This window comes from Corynebacterium neomassiliense (genome assembly GCF_900626215.1).
GTDB lineage: Bacteria > Actinomycetota > Actinomycetes > Mycobacteriales > Mycobacteriaceae > Corynebacterium > Corynebacterium neomassiliense.
Genome location: NZ_LR131106.1, coordinates 1701303 through 1718098, shown reverse-complemented (window position 1 = coordinate 1718098; position 16796 = coordinate 1701303). Strand labels below are relative to the sequence as shown.

Annotated in this window: 16 protein-coding genes; 5 read left to right on the top strand and 11 right to left on the bottom strand. The window is 68.8% G+C overall.

Translation table 11 applies throughout. The features are described from left to right. Window positions 1-2: 2 nt before the first annotated feature. Window positions 3-371: a hydroxyisourate hydrolase gene (gene uraH / locus E0E18_RS07555; RefSeq protein WP_066589901.1), complete on the top strand. Its 369-nt coding sequence runs from the start codon at window positions 3-5 to the stop codon at window positions 369-371. Here uraH and E0E18_RS07550 read toward each other — a convergent pair. Beyond that, a complete protein-coding gene (locus E0E18_RS07550; RefSeq protein ID WP_130840019.1) occupies window positions 309-1460 on the bottom strand; it encodes an FAD-dependent oxidoreductase in 1152 nt (383 codons plus the stop codon). The genes uraH and E0E18_RS07550 overlap by 63 nt on opposite strands. A gap of 82 nt (window positions 1461-1542) precedes the next feature. Here E0E18_RS07550 and E0E18_RS07545 point away from each other — a divergent pair, with 82 nt between their 5' ends. Further along, on the top strand, window positions 1543-3123 hold the full coding sequence (locus E0E18_RS07545) for an APC family permease (RefSeq protein ID WP_066588463.1): 1581 nt from the start codon (window positions 1543-1545) through the stop codon (window positions 3121-3123). A 44-nt stretch (window positions 3124-3167) separates the two neighbouring features. Next, window positions 3168-3569 carry a helix-turn-helix domain-containing protein gene (locus E0E18_RS07540; RefSeq protein WP_337189535.1) on the top strand — a complete coding sequence of 134 codons (402 nt, stop codon included), beginning with the start codon at window positions 3168-3170 and terminating at the stop codon, window positions 3567-3569. Here the strand turns inward: E0E18_RS07540 and E0E18_RS07535 are convergent. The 10 genes from E0E18_RS07535 to E0E18_RS07490 form a co-directional block, all read right to left on the bottom strand. Next, the gene (locus E0E18_RS07535) at window positions 3553-4146 is read right to left on the bottom strand and encodes a ClpP family protease (protein WP_130840017.1); all 594 of its coding nucleotides are present in this window, start codon (window positions 4144-4146) and stop codon (window positions 3553-3555) included. The genes E0E18_RS07540 and E0E18_RS07535 overlap by 17 nt on opposite strands. 2 nt (window positions 4147-4148) lie before the next feature. Then, a complete protein-coding gene (locus E0E18_RS07530) occupies window positions 4149-4778 on the bottom strand; it encodes a ClpP family protease (RefSeq protein ID WP_130840015.1) in 630 nt (209 codons plus the stop codon). Window positions 4779-4875: 97 nt separating this feature from the next. Then, the gene (locus tag E0E18_RS07525) at window positions 4876-6303 is read right to left on the bottom strand and encodes an amidohydrolase family protein (protein WP_130840012.1); all 1428 of its coding nucleotides are present in this window, start codon (window positions 6301-6303) and stop codon (window positions 4876-4878) included. Further along, complete coding sequence (locus E0E18_RS07520) at window positions 6300-7058, bottom strand: pyridoxamine 5'-phosphate oxidase family protein (RefSeq protein WP_130840010.1); 759 nt, start codon at window positions 7056-7058, stop codon at window positions 6300-6302. The genes E0E18_RS07525 and E0E18_RS07520 overlap by 4 nt, the downstream gene beginning before the upstream one ends. Then, window positions 7058-7834 (bottom strand): creatininase family protein, encoded by a 777-nt coding sequence (locus E0E18_RS07515; RefSeq protein ID WP_078057511.1) that lies wholly within the window; start codon window positions 7832-7834, stop codon window positions 7058-7060. The genes E0E18_RS07520 and E0E18_RS07515 overlap by 1 nt, the downstream gene beginning before the upstream one ends. Continuing rightward, window positions 7831-9261, bottom strand: coding sequence for an FAD-binding oxidoreductase (locus tag E0E18_RS07510; RefSeq protein WP_390620346.1), 1431 nt, complete (start codon window positions 9259-9261; stop codon window positions 7831-7833). Before E0E18_RS07510 ends, E0E18_RS07515 begins: the two co-directional genes overlap by 4 nt. Further along, the gene (locus E0E18_RS07505; RefSeq protein WP_066588446.1) at window positions 9258-10442 is read right to left on the bottom strand and encodes an ABC transporter substrate-binding protein; all 1185 of its coding nucleotides are present in this window, start codon (window positions 10440-10442) and stop codon (window positions 9258-9260) included. Before E0E18_RS07505 ends, E0E18_RS07510 begins: the two co-directional genes overlap by 4 nt. Before the next feature lie 99 nt (window positions 10443-10541). After that, on the bottom strand, window positions 10542-11465 hold the full coding sequence (locus E0E18_RS07500; protein ID WP_078057510.1) for an ABC transporter permease: 924 nt from the start codon (window positions 11463-11465) through the stop codon (window positions 10542-10544). A gap of 47 nt (window positions 11466-11512) precedes the next feature. Beyond that, window positions 11513-12214, bottom strand: coding sequence for an ABC transporter ATP-binding protein (locus E0E18_RS07495; RefSeq protein WP_078057509.1), 702 nt, complete (start codon window positions 12212-12214; stop codon window positions 11513-11515). 138 nt (window positions 12215-12352) lie between these two features. After that, a complete protein-coding gene (locus E0E18_RS07490; protein WP_130840008.1) occupies window positions 12353-13834 on the bottom strand; it encodes an amidohydrolase family protein in 1482 nt (493 codons plus the stop codon). Window positions 13835-14366: 532 nt separating this feature from the next. Between E0E18_RS07490 and E0E18_RS07485 the strand changes: the two genes are divergently transcribed. Together E0E18_RS07485 and E0E18_RS07480 are read left to right on the top strand one after the other, a co-directional pair. Beyond that, window positions 14367-15470 (top strand): PDR/VanB family oxidoreductase, encoded by a 1104-nt coding sequence (locus E0E18_RS07485; protein ID WP_237559687.1) that lies wholly within the window; start codon window positions 14367-14369, stop codon window positions 15468-15470. After that, window positions 15467-16750, top strand: coding sequence for an amidohydrolase family protein (locus tag E0E18_RS07480; protein ID WP_110480898.1), 1284 nt, complete (start codon window positions 15467-15469; stop codon window positions 16748-16750). The genes E0E18_RS07485 and E0E18_RS07480 overlap by 4 nt, the downstream gene beginning before the upstream one ends. The last annotated feature ends 46 nt before the right edge of the window (window positions 16751-16796 follow it).

Sequence of the window (16796 nt, the reverse complement as noted above, 5' to 3'; positions counted from 1 at the left end):
AGATGAGCCTTTCCACCCACTGCCTCGACACGACCACGGGGTTGCCCGCCAAGGGTCTGCAGGTCGAACTGGTGAAGCTGCACGCCGTGGACTCCGGCGCCGACATCACCGCCGATCCGACCGTGCTGGAGTCCGCCTCCACCGACGGTGAGGGCCGGTACCGTTTCGTCGTGGACCCGGTTCCGGGCACCTACCGTCTCCGGTTCCACACCGGGGACTACCTGTCGGCGGCCGGCACCCCCACCCTGTACCCGTGGGTTGACGTCACCTTCGTGGTCGAGGATCCGGCGGACAACCCTGCGGCACCGTCACACCTGCACATCCCCCTGCTGCTGAACCCCTTCGGCTACTCCACCTACCGCGGGAGCTGAGCAGGTCACTGTTTCCCCCCCGGCAGTCCCTGCGGCCAGTTCGGCGACCAGTTCGGCGACACGTTCAGCGGTGCCCCAGCTCAGTGTCACCCCCGCACCGCCGTGCCCGTAGGCGGCGATGACCGGGACACCGGTCGCCGGGGCGGCGTTGTCGGGGAGGGTCGCCGGATCCACCACCTCCAGCCGGATGGTGGTGCGGCCCGGGCGTAGTCCCGTCCCGTGACCGAGCACGGGAAGTCCCTCCAGTTCAGGGACCAGTGCCACGGCCCGCGCGAGGATCGCCCGGGCGGTCTCCGGGTCCGGGGTCTCGTCCCACACACCCGGTTCGGCGGTTCCGCCGACGACAATGTCGTCGACCCTGGGCAGCACATAGGTCTCCCCGTCCGGGTTGTCGTCGTCGGTGATCCAGTCCGTCAGCGGCTCCGGTGACCCGTCCGTTCCGGTCCCGTTGGCCAGCACCACGATCTGCCCCCGGACAGGGGTGACCTCTTCATCTCCTCCGAGGAGTTCACCCCCGCGCAGCCCCCCTGCGACGACCACGACGTCCGGGGCCGCGGTCGCGTACTCCCCGTCGTAGAGGGCCGCGAGGGACTCGACCTTCCGCCAGCGGAACTGCACACCTGCCACGCGGCAGGAGTCCATGAGCCAGGCCAGGTAGGTGGGCATCATGATCATCGGCAGGGTCGTCTCCACACCGCCCGCGGTCGGACGGACGGCGTCCGTGCCGAGAACCGCAGTGACAGCGGGAACCCAGGAACGGTCCGGCGTCCCCCGACGTTCGATGACGGTGCCGCGACGCATCTCAACAGGGGCGATGTCATCGGTGATGTCGTCGGCGCCGTCCGCGACAGCCGCCGCCGCCGAGTCGGCGAGTTCCACGAAGCGGAGGAGGGAGCGTTCCGTCAGCCGGGTGGCGTCCTCCCCGGAGGGTACGGCGGTCCGGTAGGGGAACCAGACTGCGGCGGCGCGGGCGGAGACGGTGTCGCCCGGGCCCCGGTCGGCGACGACGGTGACCTCGTGGCCCGCCTCGGCGAGTTCGTGGGCGCAGGACAGGCCGGTCACGCCGGCCCCGATGACGGTGATTTTCATGGACACCAGGGTATGTCCTCTTTCGCCCCGGCTGTACCGCTCACTACACTTGGCCCCCGACCTATCAGAGAGTGAGGACGCCGTGACGAATCTGTTCCGGACGAAGTCGATAGAGCAGAGCATCCGGGACACCGAGGATCCCGAACACCAGCTCAAGAAGAACCTCGGCCCCCTGGACCTGGTGGTGTTCGGTGTCGGGGTGTGCGTCGGAGCGGGGATCTTCGTGCTCACCGGACAGGTCGCCGCGGACCACGCGGGCCCGTCGGTGGCCCTGGCCTTCGTCATCGCCGCCGTCGGATGCGGACTGGCCGGCCTGTGCTACGCGGAACTGGCGTCCACCGTCCCGGTCGCCGGCAGTGCCTACACTTTCGCCTACGCCTCGGTGGGGGAGTTCATCGCCTGGATCATCGGCTGGGACCTCATCCTGGAGTTCACTCTCGCCTCCTCGGCGTTGGCGACCTCGTTCAGTGACTACCTGGCGATCGTGCTCGACGGCACCCCGTTGGCGATCCCGGAGTCCATCCAGAACACGGACAAGGGCGTGGTCAACCTGCCTGCGGGGATCCTCGTGCTCGGCCTGACAGCCGTCCTGGTCACCGGGATCAAACTCTCCAGCCGGATCAACCAGGTCATCACCTTCATCAAGATCGCCGGCGTGCTGCTCGTGGTCGTCGTCGGATGCTTCTTCATCAAGGTGTCCAACTGGTCCCCGTTCATCCCGCCGTCGGAGGGGACCCAGGGTGGTGTGTCCTCGGTGATGCACGCCCCGCTGCTGCAGACACTGCTGGGGATCGAGCCGAGCACCTACGGTCTCGGCGGACTGTTCTCCGCGGCGGCGCTCGTGTTCTTCGCCTTCATCGGTTTCGACGTCGTCGCCACGACAGCGGAGGAGACGAAGAACCCGCAGAAGGACCTGCCGATCGGGATCTTCGGCTCCCTGGCGGTGGTGGCCGTACTCTACGTGGCGGTCTCCCTGGTGATCACCGGCATGCAGAACTTCCGGGACATCGACCCGGCCGACGGTGCCCCGCTGGCCACCGCATTCAATGCCGTCGGTGTCCACTGGATGGCCGACGTCATCTCGGTCATCGCGGTCATCGGCCTGGTCGTGGTGTCCATGACCATGTTCCTCGGACAGACCCGCGTGGCTTTCGCGATGGCCCGCGACGGTCTGTTCCCCGAGTGGCTGGCCCGCACCCACCCCCGGTTCAGGACCCCCTACCGGATCACCGTCGTCACGGGTGTGGTCATCGCCGTGATCGCGGCACTGGTCCCGTTGGCGACCCTGGTCGAGATGATCAACATCGGCACCCTCTTCGCGTTCATGATCGTCTCGGTCGCTGTCATCGTGCTGCGGAAGACCCGTCCCGACGTCCCCCGTGCCTTCAAGGTCCCCCTGGTCCCGTGGGTGCCGGTGCTCTCGGTGATCGTCTGCGGGTACCTGGCACTGAGCCTCCCGCTGGACACGTGGATCCGGTTCGTGGCGTGGCTGGCGATCGGCGTGGTGGTCTACTTCGCCTACTCACAGCGGCACAGCCGTCTGGGCAGGCACTACGCCGGAGAGGCAGGGCACGAGGAGGTCCTCGCCGCCGAAGCCGCGCACAAGGCGCGTGGTGCAGCGTCCCCCAACGCCACGAACGCCGGGGACGCCGGGGAGAAGTAGCTTCGTGCTGCCCCGCCGGTGCCCGACACCGTAGGCTGGTCGGCATGAGTGAGCGCACGGACACCACACAGAGCTCCCCGGCGGGAACCTCCACCGACAGCATGTCCGACGTCACCGTGGTGCCGCTGCACCCGCGTGGTCGGGGAACGGGAACTCCGCAACGTACGGTCCCGGACCGACTGTGGCGGGAGGTACTCGGCGAGGAGATCCGCCGTCACCGCACCGCCAGGAAGGAACGTCTCAGGGACACCGCCGCCCGGGCCGGGATCTCGCCGCAGTACCTCTCCGAACTGGAACGAGGCATGAAGGACCCGTCCTCGGAGATGCTTGAGGCGGTGGCCGGGGCGCTGGGGAAGTCCTCTTTCGAACTCACCCGCTCGGCGGTCCGCGGCTGGGGTGCTGCAGCAGCCGGCTCCGGCGGGACCGTCCTCATGTGCGTCGCGTGAGCACCCTGTCGACGATCCCGTACTCGACCGCCGCCTCCGGGGTGAGCACCAGCTGACGTTCGGTGTCCTCCCTGACCTGGTCCGCGGTGCGTCCGCAGTGGGAGGCCAGCACCTCCTCTTGCAGCCGGCGGACCCGCTCCATCTCCTCGGCCTCGATGATGAGATCGGGGATGGTGCCGCGTCCTCCCTCGGTGGCCGGGGCGGACAGGACGACCCGCCCGTGGTGCAGGATCGCCCGGCACCCCGGCGTACCTGAGGCCAGCAGCAGAGCGGCGGAGGCCACAGCCTGGCCCACACAGGTGGTCTCCACCTGCGGCCGGATGAACTCGAGGCAGTCCACGATCGCCATCGTCGCCGACAGGGACCCGCCCGGCGAGTTGATGTACAGCGAGACAGGGGCGTCCGCACTCTCGCTCTCGAGGTGCAGCAGCTGGGCGATGACCGCGTTCGCCACACCGTCGTCGACGGGGGTGCCGAGGTAGACGATGCGTTCGTCGAGCAGGCGGCTGTAGATGTCCACCGTCTTCTCGCCGACCGGGGTGGAGGTGGTGACGTAGGGGATCGGGTAACTGGTCACGGTCAGGCCCCCAGTCCCAGGCGGGGACGACGGGCGGTGAGCGCGCCGGGGCCGGTGAGGAAGCCCAGGTCGGACACGATGTGGTCGACGAAGCCGTACTCCTTCGCCTCCTCCGCGGTGAACCACCGGTCACGGAGTGAGTCGCGGGTGACCTGGTCGAGAGGTCGTCCTGTGTCGTCGGAGATGCAGCCGAGCACGGTGTCGCGGGTGTGGGTGATGTCCGCCGCCTGGATCTCGATGTCCTGCGCGGTGCCGCCGATACCGCCCGAGCCCTGGTGCAGCAGCACCTTCGAGTGCGGCAGGGTGTAGCGCTTGCCAGGCGTCCCCGAGGACAGCAGGAACTGGCCGGCACTGTAGGCCATGCCGAGGTTGACAGTGGCGACGTCATTGGGGACGCCGCGCAGGCAGTCACGGATGGCGAGCATCCCCGGCACGGAACCTCCGGGGGAGTTGATGAGCAGAACGATGTCCGCCTCCGGGTCGCGGGCGGACAGGAGCAGGACCGAGGCGCAGAGACGGTTGGCGGTGTCCTGCCCGAGAGCGTCGCCGAGGACGACAGTGCGGCGCTCGAAGAGGTCCCGGTAGATCTCGGCGTCGAGGATACGGGTGGGGTCGGGTGTGTTCTCTGACATGGTGTCCACCCTGGTGGTGCCGCACTGGCACCGGCAAGGCCACGCTGCCGGAGGCGGATCCGCTGTCAGCGGATCCGCCTCCGGCAGGCGGGTCGCCTCAGTACGCCGGGGTGAAACCGCCGGCGAGCGCGGAACGGACCATGCCTTCGTCAGCGAGCCGGTTGACCTCCCGGACAGTCACCCCGTCGGCACCGACGACCGGGGAGGTGGCGTCGAAGGCGACCTTCCCGCCGACGTACACGGTACGCAGGTGCCGCAGTCCGCAGGCCAGCACATATGTCGCCACCGGATCCCACACGGGACCCGTGGCAGGGTCCCGGGGGTCCACGACCACCAGGTCGGCGAACTTTCCGACCGTCAGCGAGCCGACCCGGTCAGAGATCCCCACAGCCTCCGCGGAACCGAGGGTGTGCAGGTGCAGTACCTGGTCCACCGACATGACCGAAGGGTCCGAGTGGACAGCCCGCTGTGTGAACAGGCCGGTGCGCATGTTCTCGAAGGGGTCGGTTGTGTCGGTGCAGGACTGGTCGTCGACCCCCATCCCCACGGTCACGCCCCGTGCCAGGAGGGTGGTGATGTCGGCGATCCCGGAGCCCAGCCGGCCGTTGGACATGGCCTGCCACACCACAGAGGTCCCGGATTCCACGACCCGGTCCACCATGTGCCCGGTGGGGTGCACGAAGTGGCCGAAGGCGAAGTCCGGCCCGAGGACTCCGGCGTCGTCGTACCAGTCGAACTTCGACTGCTGGATGTCGATCTGCTCGGCAGTCTCCACGAAGTGTGCCTGGTCCGTGACACCCCACTTCACCATGAGCTCCTTCTCGAGCTCGGCGGTGCGGGGACGCGAGGCCCACTGCACCGCGCCGTAGACTGAACCGCCCAGGTTGAGATCGGCGGCGGGCCCGTTGGCCGAGGACGCCAGGCGTTGCATTGCAGCGTCGAAGCCGGCGACCGCCTCGTCCTCGGGAAGTTGTTCGTCGTCGACGCGGACCGAGGTCACCGAGCGGATACCGGAGGCCTCCACGCCGTCGATCTGACGGATGACGAAGTCCGGGTCGTGGACTTTCACGGCCTTCAGTGTCGAGGTCGCGTAGTCGAAACGGCAGATCACCCGGGACTGCGTGAAGTTGTAGACCGAGGTCACCCCGGATGCGAGGTGGTCGAGACCTCCGGCCCTCGACAGCCAGTACATCGTCTCCGGGTCGGCGTCGGCGAGCATCGCCGAATTCTGCGTGACCCACGCGTACAGGGGTGAGGAGTGCTCCACCCCGCGCATGCCGCCGGTGTAGATGTGGCTGTGACCGGAGACGAACCCCGGTGCGAGGAACGCCCCGTCGAGGTCGGTGACACGGCCTCCGGCGGCCAGGCAGGACGCCGTGAGTGAGGTGGGGGGTGTCCCCTCCCCGAGGCCGCTGATGCGGCCGGTGTCGTCGACGGAGAGCCATCCGCGGAACCAGCGGGGCTGTTCCGGGTCGACGGGGATGATGACGGCGTCGGTGAAGACGGCGGTGCGGGTGGTGCTCATCCGGGCAGGACCTCCATGATCCAGTTGTCGGGCACAGTGTCGGGCACGGTGTCGGCCACAGTGCCGGGCACGGTGCCGGGCAGGCGGCCGGAGGGACGGGTGAAGTGCAGCCGACGGGACGGGCCGTCGGAGTCGGCGGTCCAGAACAGGTACTCCCGCGGCACGACCGCGTAACCGGCCCAGGTGTCGGGAGGAGTGGAGGAGAGGTCCGGGTGCGCGGCAGCGAACTGTGCCCATGTCCGGTGCCGTTCATCCTCGGGACGCTGCGCCAGGTCACTGTCGTTCAACCAGGCGAGCAGCTGGAGGTAGCGGACCCGGCCGGAGAACGCCTCCGCCTCCTCGTCCGGATCGGAGCGCACGGCGTCCCCGACGACGGTGACCTGACGCGACCGGTCAGGTGCGAGGACAGTCAACGAGACCTTCGGGTCGGCCCCGATGTGCCGGGCCTTGTCGGACCGGGAGTCGGTGTGAAGGTAGATCCGGCCGGCCGCCGGCGACCCGGCGGCGCCGGTGTGACTGACCATGACATTCCTGGTCCGCGGGTAGCCGTCCGGGCCGACCGTGGCCAGTGTCATGAGCACCGGCGGAACCTCCGAGAGGTCCCCGGAGACCGGCGGCCAGGTCAGTCCGGCGTCCTCGGCGATGAGGGCGCGGAAGTCCGACATCCAGGTGTCGAAGAGCACGGTGGGGTCTGTGACCGTGCCTGTGACCGTGCCTGTGACCGTGCCTGTGGAACGGTCCGTCGCCGCCGTCATCACAGTGCCCCCGGGTTGAAGGTGAGGATCTCGGGGACGGCGTCCACCACTGAAGTGACGTAGTCCTCGAAGAGCCGCTCCCCGGCCTCCGCCGTGGCACCGGTGGGGTCCCCCACCACGCCTGAGGCGTCGAAGTCGGTCGACAGCCAACCGAACTTCACAGTTCTGCCGAAACCGACGTGACTGCCGGACGCCACAGCGGCGGCGGGCTTCGGACCGAGTTCAGCTGCGGCGTCCATGGAGACCAGCTCCGGGGCGACGTGAAGCATCATCGAGGTCTCGGACCATCCGGCGTGGATACCCATGCCGAACTCCGTCTCCCCCGGGGTGGGAGGCGAGGAGACCAGGAAGGTCCGCAGGTCGAAACGCCTGCGCAGTTCACGTAGGGCGACCTCCAGCAGCGCAGAGTTGCCGCCGTGGCCGTTGACGATGAGCAGCCGGCGCACCCCCGAGGCGGCCAGCGACCGGCCCAGGTCCACCATCGTGGCGAAGAGGGTCGAGGCGTTCAGCCACAGGGTGCCGGGCAGGGCGGAATGCTCGTCGGACTTGGTCACCGACAGGGTCGGCAGCAGCCACAGGTCATGACCGGCGGCGACGGACCGTTCCACCACAGCGGACGCCACGGCAGCGGCCATCACCGCATCGGTGGACATGGGAAGGTGGGGGCCGTGCGGCTCCACGGCACCGACCGGCAGAACCACCAGTGAGCCGGGGCCGACGGCGGTGGGAACCTCGGCCGTGCTGAGATCCGCCCAGCGGCGGGACGCGGTACTCACATCCACCTCCCGGGGTTGAGGATGCCGTGGGGGTCGAAGTCCGTGGCGAGAGCCCGGACCCGGTCAGGTTCCAGGTCGATGTACCACTGGTGCGGTGAGTGCACGGACACTCCGAGAGCCTCAAGCTGCGGGACACCGGCGGCGATCCGCTCCCTCACCGAAGTGACGGACTCACCGGGGTCGATCGGGCCGTTGACCATGCCGAACATCATGCCGTTGCCGACCTCCAGGTGGAAGCTCGCCGACCTCAGCGGGGTCGAGTAGACGGCCAGTACCTCGTCGAGGTGCTCCACCACGGCCGTGCCCTGGCACTCCATGTGGAACCAGCGGCCGGGTTCTTTCTTCTGCAGCCACCAGGTCGGGTGGTTGTAGGACAGGGTGGACAGTTTCACCGTGGCGTTGATGCCGGTGCGCACGGCCTCCATCCGTCCCCCGCAGGAGGAGACGATCCGGGTGAAATCGTCCAGACGGGAGGCGTCGAGGATGCCCCGGACGCTGCCACGGCCGGGGACGAAGGCCTCGTCGGACGGGAGGGCGGCGACGATGTCGGGGCCGTCCGCGGACATCAGCCGCGGCTGCAGCCGGGCCCGCATGACCTCGGTCGCTGCCGAGAAGGCGGCGTCCCGGGAGGGGAAGGAGGCGTAGACGGCCCGCCAGTCGGCCAGAGGTTCGACCTTGACCGTCGCCCGGACGATGACCCCGGCGACCCCGTAGGTGTGGACGTAGGGTTGCGCGTCCTCGCCCTCGAGGTGGATGATCCTGGCGTCCTCGGTGGCGGGGACGATGTCCACGGCGGTGACGAACCCCTCGTGGTTGCGCCCGTGCACGATGGTTCCCGTCCCGGCGGAACCTCCGCCGAGGAAACCGCCGAGGGTGGACTGCACGGTGGAGGGGTACATCCACAGCTGGTGTCCGTGTTCCCAGGCGTAACTCTCCAGGGAGAGCATCTGCGCCCCGGCGTCCGCCGTGATCGTCCCGGCCCCGGTGTCTGCCGGGTCGAGTCCGTGGATGGTGGTCAGGGAGGTCATGTCGAGGACCAGTCCACCGAACCTGGGCAGGACCTGACCGTAGTTCCCGGTGCCCTTGCCCCGGGTGGTGACCGGCACATTGTGGCGGACGGCCGCCCGCATGATCTCCGGCACCTCCTCGACACTGCGCGGATAACAGACCACGTCGGGGACGCCGAGTTCACCGTCGGCGACCTGGGCGGTGATCACCGGGGACATCCCGGAACCGTCGCGTGAGGCACGTTCCACCGCGCGCGGCAGCTGGGTCACCCCGCGAGGTCCGAGAACCGCGAGAAGATCGTCGACGAGGGCGTCGACGTCGGCGGGGGTGAAGTCGGGGCGTCCCCGGCCGTCGGCGACGGCGAAGAGATGGCCGACGTCGGTGCTGACCTTCACCCCTTCCCTGACTGCCTGGCTCACAGTGACACCCCCGGGTCGAGGAACTCGTTGGTGGCGAACTCGGAGTTCTTCACGCCGTCCTTCACCGGGGTGTTCTGGGCGGCGAAGATCGGGGTGAGGATGTCGACGAGGCGGGACAGTCGGGCGTCCTCGAAGGAACCGAGGGTGCCGTCCGCACCGTTGGCGACGAGCTTCTCGTCCCTCATCTTGTCCACACCGTAGGAGGCGTTGCCGGCGTCGTAGACCCAGCCGGAGTTGAACTCGGAGACCGTTTCGACGATGAGTTCATTGGTGGCGTCCGGGTTGTCCAGGTACGACTTCTCACCACGCTGGAGGACGGGGACGAGCTCCTTCAGGCAGTCGGCGTTGGCGTCCTTGGCATCGGCGCGGACAGCGAGGGCGGACTTGTACGTCGGGAATCCGACATCGTGGATGAGCTGGTACTCGACGGGCTTCTTCCAGCCCTCGATGGTGTTCTCGTAGTTGTAGGGCTCCGAGGAGGAGTAGCCCTGCTGGGCCTTGGCTCCGCCGGCGGCGACGAAGGTGGCGGGGGCGCCGTCGTAGGATTCGTCGATCTGCGACTGGTTGAGGATGCCGGAACCGGTGAGGTACTTGATGTAGGACATGTCAGCGAAGGTGAGCACCGTGACGTTCTTGTCCTTGAGGTCGGCGATCCCGTGGACGTCAGGGTAGGTCGCCGGATCCCACATGATCATCTGCGGGCTCTTGTCCAGGGTGGTCATCACCCCGACGGTGGGCATGTCCGCGGAATGCTGGATGGACTGGTCGGTGTCGACGTAGCCGAGGAGAATGTCCTGGTCCTGGTACATCTGCGAGGTCACCGACTGGTTGCCGATGGCCGGGCCGCCGGAGCGGATCTCCAGGTTCACTCCCGTGTATCCGTTCGCCCCGTCGAACAGCGGCCCGGAGACGGTCTTCTTGTCCGCGTCGATGGTGATGTGGTCCTTGCCCTCACCTCCGTAGTTCAGCTGTTCGTAGAGGTGCCCGTGCTCAGCCTCGGGGAACCAGTCGGTCTGCACGACGACGGTGGAGGGGCAGACCGAGGACAGGTCGGTGGAGCCGATCTCGCCGTCGTAGGACGCCGCGGACGTGGACGAGTCATCGCCTCCGCAGGCTGCGAGGGAGACGGCGGCGGCCGCGGCGACGGTGGCGGCGGTGAGGGTGCGGACGGTGTACTTCATGGTTGAGCTCCTGTCAGGATTTTTGGTTGGGAAACAGCCGTCGGGGGACGGCGGGAAAGAGGCCGGGGAGATCCGGTCGTGCGCGGGAACCGGCCGGAACTACTTGCCGTACCAGCGGCCGACGACACGGTTGCCGATCCAGCCGAAGACCAGGAAGACGACGACACCGAGCAGTGACGCGAGGATGATCGCGGCGAAGAGGTCCGGGGACTGCAGCCGTGACCGGTAGTTGTCCAGGAGGACGCCGATGCCGGGGGTTCCCTGCTTGAAGAAGAAGTCACCGACGATCGCACCGACGACGGCGAGGCCACCGGAGGTGCGCAGGCCGACGAAGATGGACGGCATCGCGGCGGGGAGCTCCAGTTTGCGCAGCACCGTCAGACGTGAGGGGTGGTGCAGGGCGAACAGGTCCCTCATGCCCGGGTTGACCGACTGGAGTCCGAACAGGGTGTTGGAGACCATCGGGAACAGGGAGATGAGCACACAGACGAAGACACGGGCGGAGAACCCGAAACCGAACCAGAACCCGATGAGCGGGACCAGCGCGAGGACCGGGATGCACTGGAGGATGACCGCGTAGGGGAACAGTGCGGTCTCCGCCCGCTTCGACTGGGCCATGACGATGGCCCAGACCACGCCGATGACCGCGGCGATGAGCAGTCCGGTCGCCGCGATCCGGGTGGTCTGCCACAGGGCCTCCCACATTTCCCCGGCATTCGGGCCGAACAGACCCTCGGTGACGACCTGGTGGGGCGGCGGCATGAGGAAGCGGCGGGACTCATCGAGCAGGACGTAGCTGACGAGGTACCAGATACCCACGATCACCGCGAGGACTGCGAGGGGGAGCAGGACAGAGGCGTAGGGGATGTTGAGGGACCTCCTGCGCGTCGTGGGGGACGGTGCCGGCCCACCGTTTCCGGTTGCCGGGGACGTCCCCGCACCGGTTGACGACTGGGCGGGTGCTGACGTGTTCGTGACTGATCCTGGGGTTGATTCCGTGGTGGGTCCCGTGCTGACGGACATGGCGTCCTCCTTCTGGGTGTCGGATGAGCTGACCGGTGCGGGCGGGGTCATTTGTGCGCCGCCGTCAGTGAGCGCGACACCCGTTCGGCGATCGCGGTGAACTCCGGTGTGAACCGCAGCTCCGGTGACCGGGGGAAGGCGAAGGGGACGTCGACGACGTCGACGACGGTTCCGGGGCGTCCCGACATCACCGTCACCCTGGTGGAGACGAACACCGCCTCACTGACCGAGTGGGTGATGAACAGGCCACCGAACTGCTTCTCCGCGAAGAGCTGGGTCAGATCCACCCCGAGACGTTCGCGGGTGATCTCGTCGAGGGCGGCGAACGGCTCGTCGAAGAGGAACAGCTGGGGTTCGATGGTCAGCGCCCGGGCGAGGGAGACCCTCATCTTCATGCCGCCCGACAGCTGGTGGGGCAGGTGGTCCTCGAATCCGGTCAACCCCACCGTCTCCAGTGCCTCGGTGCACCGGCGTTCCCGCTCCTCCTTCGGCAGACGGTCGAGTTCACCGAGCAGCATGACGTTGTCACGGACACTGCGCCAGGGCAGGAGGGTGGCGTCCTGGAAGACGTAGGCGATCCGGTCGGTGGAGGTGGTCATGGTGCCTTCGGTGGCGGATTCCAGTCCGGACGCCAGGCGGAGCAGTGTCGACTTGCCGCAGCCCGAGGGGCCGACGACGCTGATGAACTCGCCGGGGGTGACGTCGAAGGTCACTCCGGTCAGGGCTGTCGTGCCGCCGTCGAAGGTCATTCCGGTGTCGACGAAGCTGACCAGAGGTTCAGCTGCCGTGTCGGCGGGACGACTGTCTGCGACGACAGTTCTGAGGGTACTCACGGTGTTCTCCTTTTTTCGCGGTATGCGGGGACGGTGACCGGCGGATGCCGGTGGTCAGTGGACCGTCCGGAGGTAGGGGTCGGGGTCGGTCTGCCGGACAGGGTCTGCACGGTCTGCAGGGTCTGCAGGGTCTGCAGGGTCTGCACGGGGGTCCGGCCCGAAGGCCCGGGGCAGTTCGACGGTGGTACGCGACTGTGAGGCGAGGCGTCCCGCCGAGATGACGGTGCGGTCCGTCGGCGCGGCGGCGATGAACGACGCCACGGACGGGACCGTCCCGGGTGCGGAGACGGGGTCCCTGATGCAGAGCAGGTCGGCGGCCGCTCCCGGGAACGGCCCCGCGGGAGGCAGGCCGAGGGCGGCCCGCGCGTCACGGGTGACCAGGTCCAGTGCCTGCCCGGGGCTCTGGTGACAGGCGGTGACCAGAAGGGACGCGGTCTCCAGAGGGTCGGCGCGTCCGGTGGGGTTGAAGGGGTCACGGACATTGTCACCTCCGGCGGACACCGCCACGCCGAGTTCGCGCAGGACCGACACCGGGGCCACCCCCCGTTCGTGCGGGACGGGGACACCGTCACCGCCCTGCAGGTAGAGGTTCGTCGCCGGCAGCGCGATGACATGGATCCCGGCGTCCCGCAGCCGGGCCGCGGTTTCCGCGAGCTCCTCCGGGCCCTCCTGGGACAGTCGGCAGCAGTGTCCGGCCCCCCGGATCCGGCCGGCCGGCCACCCGCGGACACGTTCGGCGTACCTGCGGACCGTGCGGGTGCCCGCCACGGCGGGGGAACCGTCGGACGGTGCAGGCGGATCGAGGAACTCGTCGGTGTGCAGGTCGCAGCCGACGCCCCGGGCCTCGGCGACATCCAGGAGGGCGTCCGTCTGGGCGAGTGGGTCGGCCGCCAGGTGCGGGGCCCCGCCGACGAGGTCGGCTCCGGCGTCCAGGGCCCCCTCGGTGACGGAGACCAGCAGGTCGTCCGGGGTGTGCGCGGGGACGAGTGCGACGAGCTGGAGTGTCATCGTCCCCGCCAGTTCGTCGCGCAGCCGGTTGAGTGCACGGACACCGCGGTACGGGTCCGCGCCGGGACCGGTCGAACGGTAGATGTCGACGTGGGTGCGGACCGCGGTGGTGCCGGCGGCGAGCATCATCAGTGCGGCGCGTCGGGCACGGTCGAGGATGTCGTCCTCGGTGAAACGGTCGGACGCCTCCACCCAGGACCTGATCGCGGCGTCGAGGTCACCTGCCGGCGGGTCGATGACATCCCAGCTCAGAGCCTTGTCCAGATGGGCGTGCGGGTCGGCGGCCGCGGGGAACACGGTGTATCCGCTCAGGTCGATCCAGTTTCCCCGGGCTGTTGTCCGGACTGTTGACCGGGCTGCCGTCCCGGTCTCTGTCCGGCCCGGTGTACCGGTGGTCACGGGGGCGACACTTCCGGCCGGCAGGACGTCGGCGACGACACCGCCGTCGAAAGTGATGTCCACGGTTCTGCCGTCGGGCAGGTGAACACCGGTGATGCCGTGCAGTCGGTCACCCGGACGTACGTTCACGGGACCCTCCTCTCCTGGGTCTGGGACCGGAACCGCCGGACGTCGTGGACCCCGTTGTCACCGGGGTGCAGAGTCACCGGCTGTGCCGGTCGTGGAAACGGACGCCGGACGGCGGCCGTGTTCGTTGACCATGACAGCGGCGGTGTGCAGGAGTGCTCTCTTGTGTCCGTGGTTCCCCGGGTCGGTGTCCCGGGGAGTGTCCGTGGCCGGGCTGGGGCTTGACGGGACTGGGGACCGGACAACGGTGGTGCACCGCTTATTTCGTCATGCACCGAGCAAAGCTACGGAGGGTGTGTTTCCCGTCTGTTTCCGGATCAACTCACCTCGGTGACACATACCGCGTGCTGAAACGGTTTCCCGATATAAGGGTGCGGTCGTGTTTCCTTCCGGTGAAAGGTTTCCTGAGCTGCTGTGATGCCGGTCCGCTCCCGGAGGCCCCGACATCTCGGCCGTGTTACAGTACCGGTAGTGCGTGACCGGGCTGGGGCGCGCCGGAACCTCCGGCGTCACAGCACGCCCGAAAGTGATCACCGTGACTGTCTCCCCCCACGCTCCCGCTCCTGTGACCGGTACTGCAGCCGGTCCGGCCTCCGGATCTGCCGCCGTCCGGGCCCTTCCCGCCTCCGGCACACTCACCGTCACCGTCAGCGGCAGACGGAAACTGACCGACAGGGTCACCGAGTTCCGCCTCACCTCCGCGGACGGGAGCCCGCTGCCGGAATGGACCCCGGGGTCGCACATCGACCTGCGCATCCCGGTCGACTCGCCACCCGCTTCCCCGGACACCCCTGACGCCGGCCAGACCGACCAGACCGGCCAGACTGGCCGTACCAGACGTACCCTGGTCCGCCAGTACTCGCTGTGCTCGGACCCGGCGGACCCGTCCAGCTATGTGGTGGCTGTCGACCGCTCAGCGGATTCCCGTGGCGGTTCCGCCGCCCTCCACCGGTACGCGACCCCGGGGACGGTCCTGGAGATCAGCGAGCCCCGGAACCACTTCCCTCTTACCAGGGCGCTGAACTACGTCTTCATCGCGGGCGGGGTCGGTGTGACCCCCATGGTCCCCCTCGCCGCGCAGGCCGCCCGGTCAGGGCGTCCCTGGCGGATGATCTGCCTGGCCCGTACCTCCGGGGACATGCCCTACCTGCAGGAACTTCAGGAACGACACGGCGGCGCCGTCGCTTTCCATGCCTCGGTCGAGGGCAGGATCGATCTCGCCGCCGCTCTGGCCGACCTGCCTCGGGGGACGGCCGTGTACGTGTGCGGTCCGGGGACACTGGCCGACGACGTGGCCGCGGCCGTGGAGGGACAACCGGCGGTGGACGTGTTCACCGAACAGTTCACCGCCCCGGTCAGCACCGGGGTGAACACCTCCTTCGACGTCTCCCTGGCCAGCACCGGGGAGACCTTCACCGTCCCCGAGGACGCCTCGGTCCTGTCGGTCCTCGAGGCGCACGGCAAGCTGCTGGCCTCCTCCTGCAGGGAAGGGATGTGCGGGACCTGCGAAGTCTCTGTGGTCGCAGGTGAGATCGACCACAGGGACTCGGTCCTCACCCCGGAGGAACGCGCGGAGAATGAGTCGATGATGATCTGCGTCTCCCGCTGCCGGTCCGGAAGGCTGGTGCTGGACCTGTGAATGTCCTGCTCACCGGAGCCCTCACAGGCACGGACACGGCAGTGACCGACGGAGTGGTGACCGCGGAACCGGCCGCGGACGCTGTCCGCGTCGACGTCTCCGGCTGTGTCGTCACCCCCGGCCTCGTCAATGCCCACCACCACCTTCTCCAGTCTGCTTTCCGTACCCTCCCGGGGACGCGGGGGGTCAGGATGCGACGGTGGCTGGAGATCATGGGACAGGCCTACCGCGACTTCCGGGTGGACCCGGAGCTTGCCGGGGCCGCCGCCCGGGTCGGCCTGGCGGAGTCTCTGCTGTGCGGGGTCACGACAGTCGCTGACCACCACCTGACCTGGCCGGACGGGGTGGATGAGGTGGAACTGGCCACCGCGACCGCCGTCGCCGCCGACGAGGCGGGGGCCCGGCTCTGTCTCGTGCGGGGCACCACGGGCGGGGACCCGGACGAGGTGGTCGACTCTGTCCGGCGTCTCCACGACGCCTTCGGCACGGTCGGCGGCGGAGCACCGGTCCGGGAGGGGAGGCTGCAGCTCGCCGTCGGTCCTTCCGGAGTGCACACCGACGGCAGGGAGATGTTCACTGCACTGCGTGAGGTCGCCCTGGAACTGGGACTGCTGCGGCGGACCCAGGCCAATGAGCAGGTGGACGTGGAACGCGCCGCCGCCGCGTACGGCAGGCGTCCCCTTGAGCTTCTGGCGGAATGGGGATGGCTGGAACCCGGTGTCACGGTCGCACACCTGTGCGGGGTGACGGACGCGGAGATTGACGCCGTGGCGGAGTCCGGGGTCTGCGTGACCCACGCGCCGGGGTGTGACGTCCCGATGGGCTGGGGCATCTCTCCTGCCGGGGCCCTGCTGGACCGGGGTGTGTCCGTGGGACTGGGGACGTCCGGTGGGGGGAGCAATGACGCCGGTCACCTCCTCGCCGACGCCCGTCTCGCGGTGCAGGTCTCCGGGCTCACCGGCAGGGTGCTCTCCGCCGACGAGGCCCTGGGGATGGCGACGTCCGGGTCGGCGACCGGTCTCGGCCGGCCCGAGTTGGGCACACTGGCCCCGGGGACTCCGGCTGACCTGTGCGTCTGGGACTGTTCCGGGGTGTCGGACGCCGGGGTCCACGACTGGCCCGCCGGCCTGTTGTGGGCCACACCCGGACGCAGGCCCCGTGACGTGATGGTCGCGGGGGAGTGGGTGGTGCGCGACGGTGAACTGCTCACCGCGGAGGAGTCGGAGCTGGCGTCCGGTCTGGACCGGTTGCTTACCGGCAGAGCTGTCCCGGCGAGATAGGGCGGGGACAGACCGACGCGACAACGGCCCGCACACCCGCAGGCAC

What these genes read in the sequence shown, in the direction of transcription:
- E0E18_RS07500 (WP_078057510.1), bottom strand. Translation starts at nt 11,465, where the DNA reads ATGTCCGTCAGCACGGGACCCACCACGGAATCAACCCCAGGATCAGTC.
- E0E18_RS07505 (WP_066588446.1), bottom strand. Translation starts at nt 10,442, where the DNA reads ATGAAGTACACCGTCCGCACCCTCACCGCCGCCACCGTCGCCGCGGCC.
- E0E18_RS07530 (WP_130840015.1), bottom strand. Translation starts at nt 4,778, where the DNA reads ATGTCAGAGAACACACCCGACCCCACCCGTATCCTCGACGCCGAGATC.
- uraH (WP_066589901.1), top strand. Translation starts at nt 3, where the DNA reads ATGAGCCTTTCCACCCACTGCCTCGACACGACCACGGGGTTGCCCGCC.
- E0E18_RS07540 (WP_337189535.1), top strand. Translation starts at nt 3,168, where the DNA reads ATGAGTGAGCGCACGGACACCACACAGAGCTCCCCGGCGGGAACCTCC.
- E0E18_RS07525 (WP_130840012.1), bottom strand. Translation starts at nt 6,303, where the DNA reads ATGAGCACCACCCGCACCGCCGTCTTCACCGACGCCGTCATCATCCCC.
- E0E18_RS07550 (WP_130840019.1), bottom strand. Translation starts at nt 1,460, where the DNA reads ATGAAAATCACCGTCATCGGGGCCGGCGTGACCGGCCTGTCCTGCGCC.
- E0E18_RS07520 (WP_130840010.1), bottom strand. Translation starts at nt 7,058, where the DNA reads ATGACGGCGGCGACGGACCGTTCCACAGGCACGGTCACAGGCACGGTC.
- E0E18_RS07495 (WP_078057509.1), bottom strand. Translation starts at nt 12,214, where the DNA reads ATGACCTTCGACGGCGGCACGACAGCCCTGACCGGAGTGACCTTCGAC.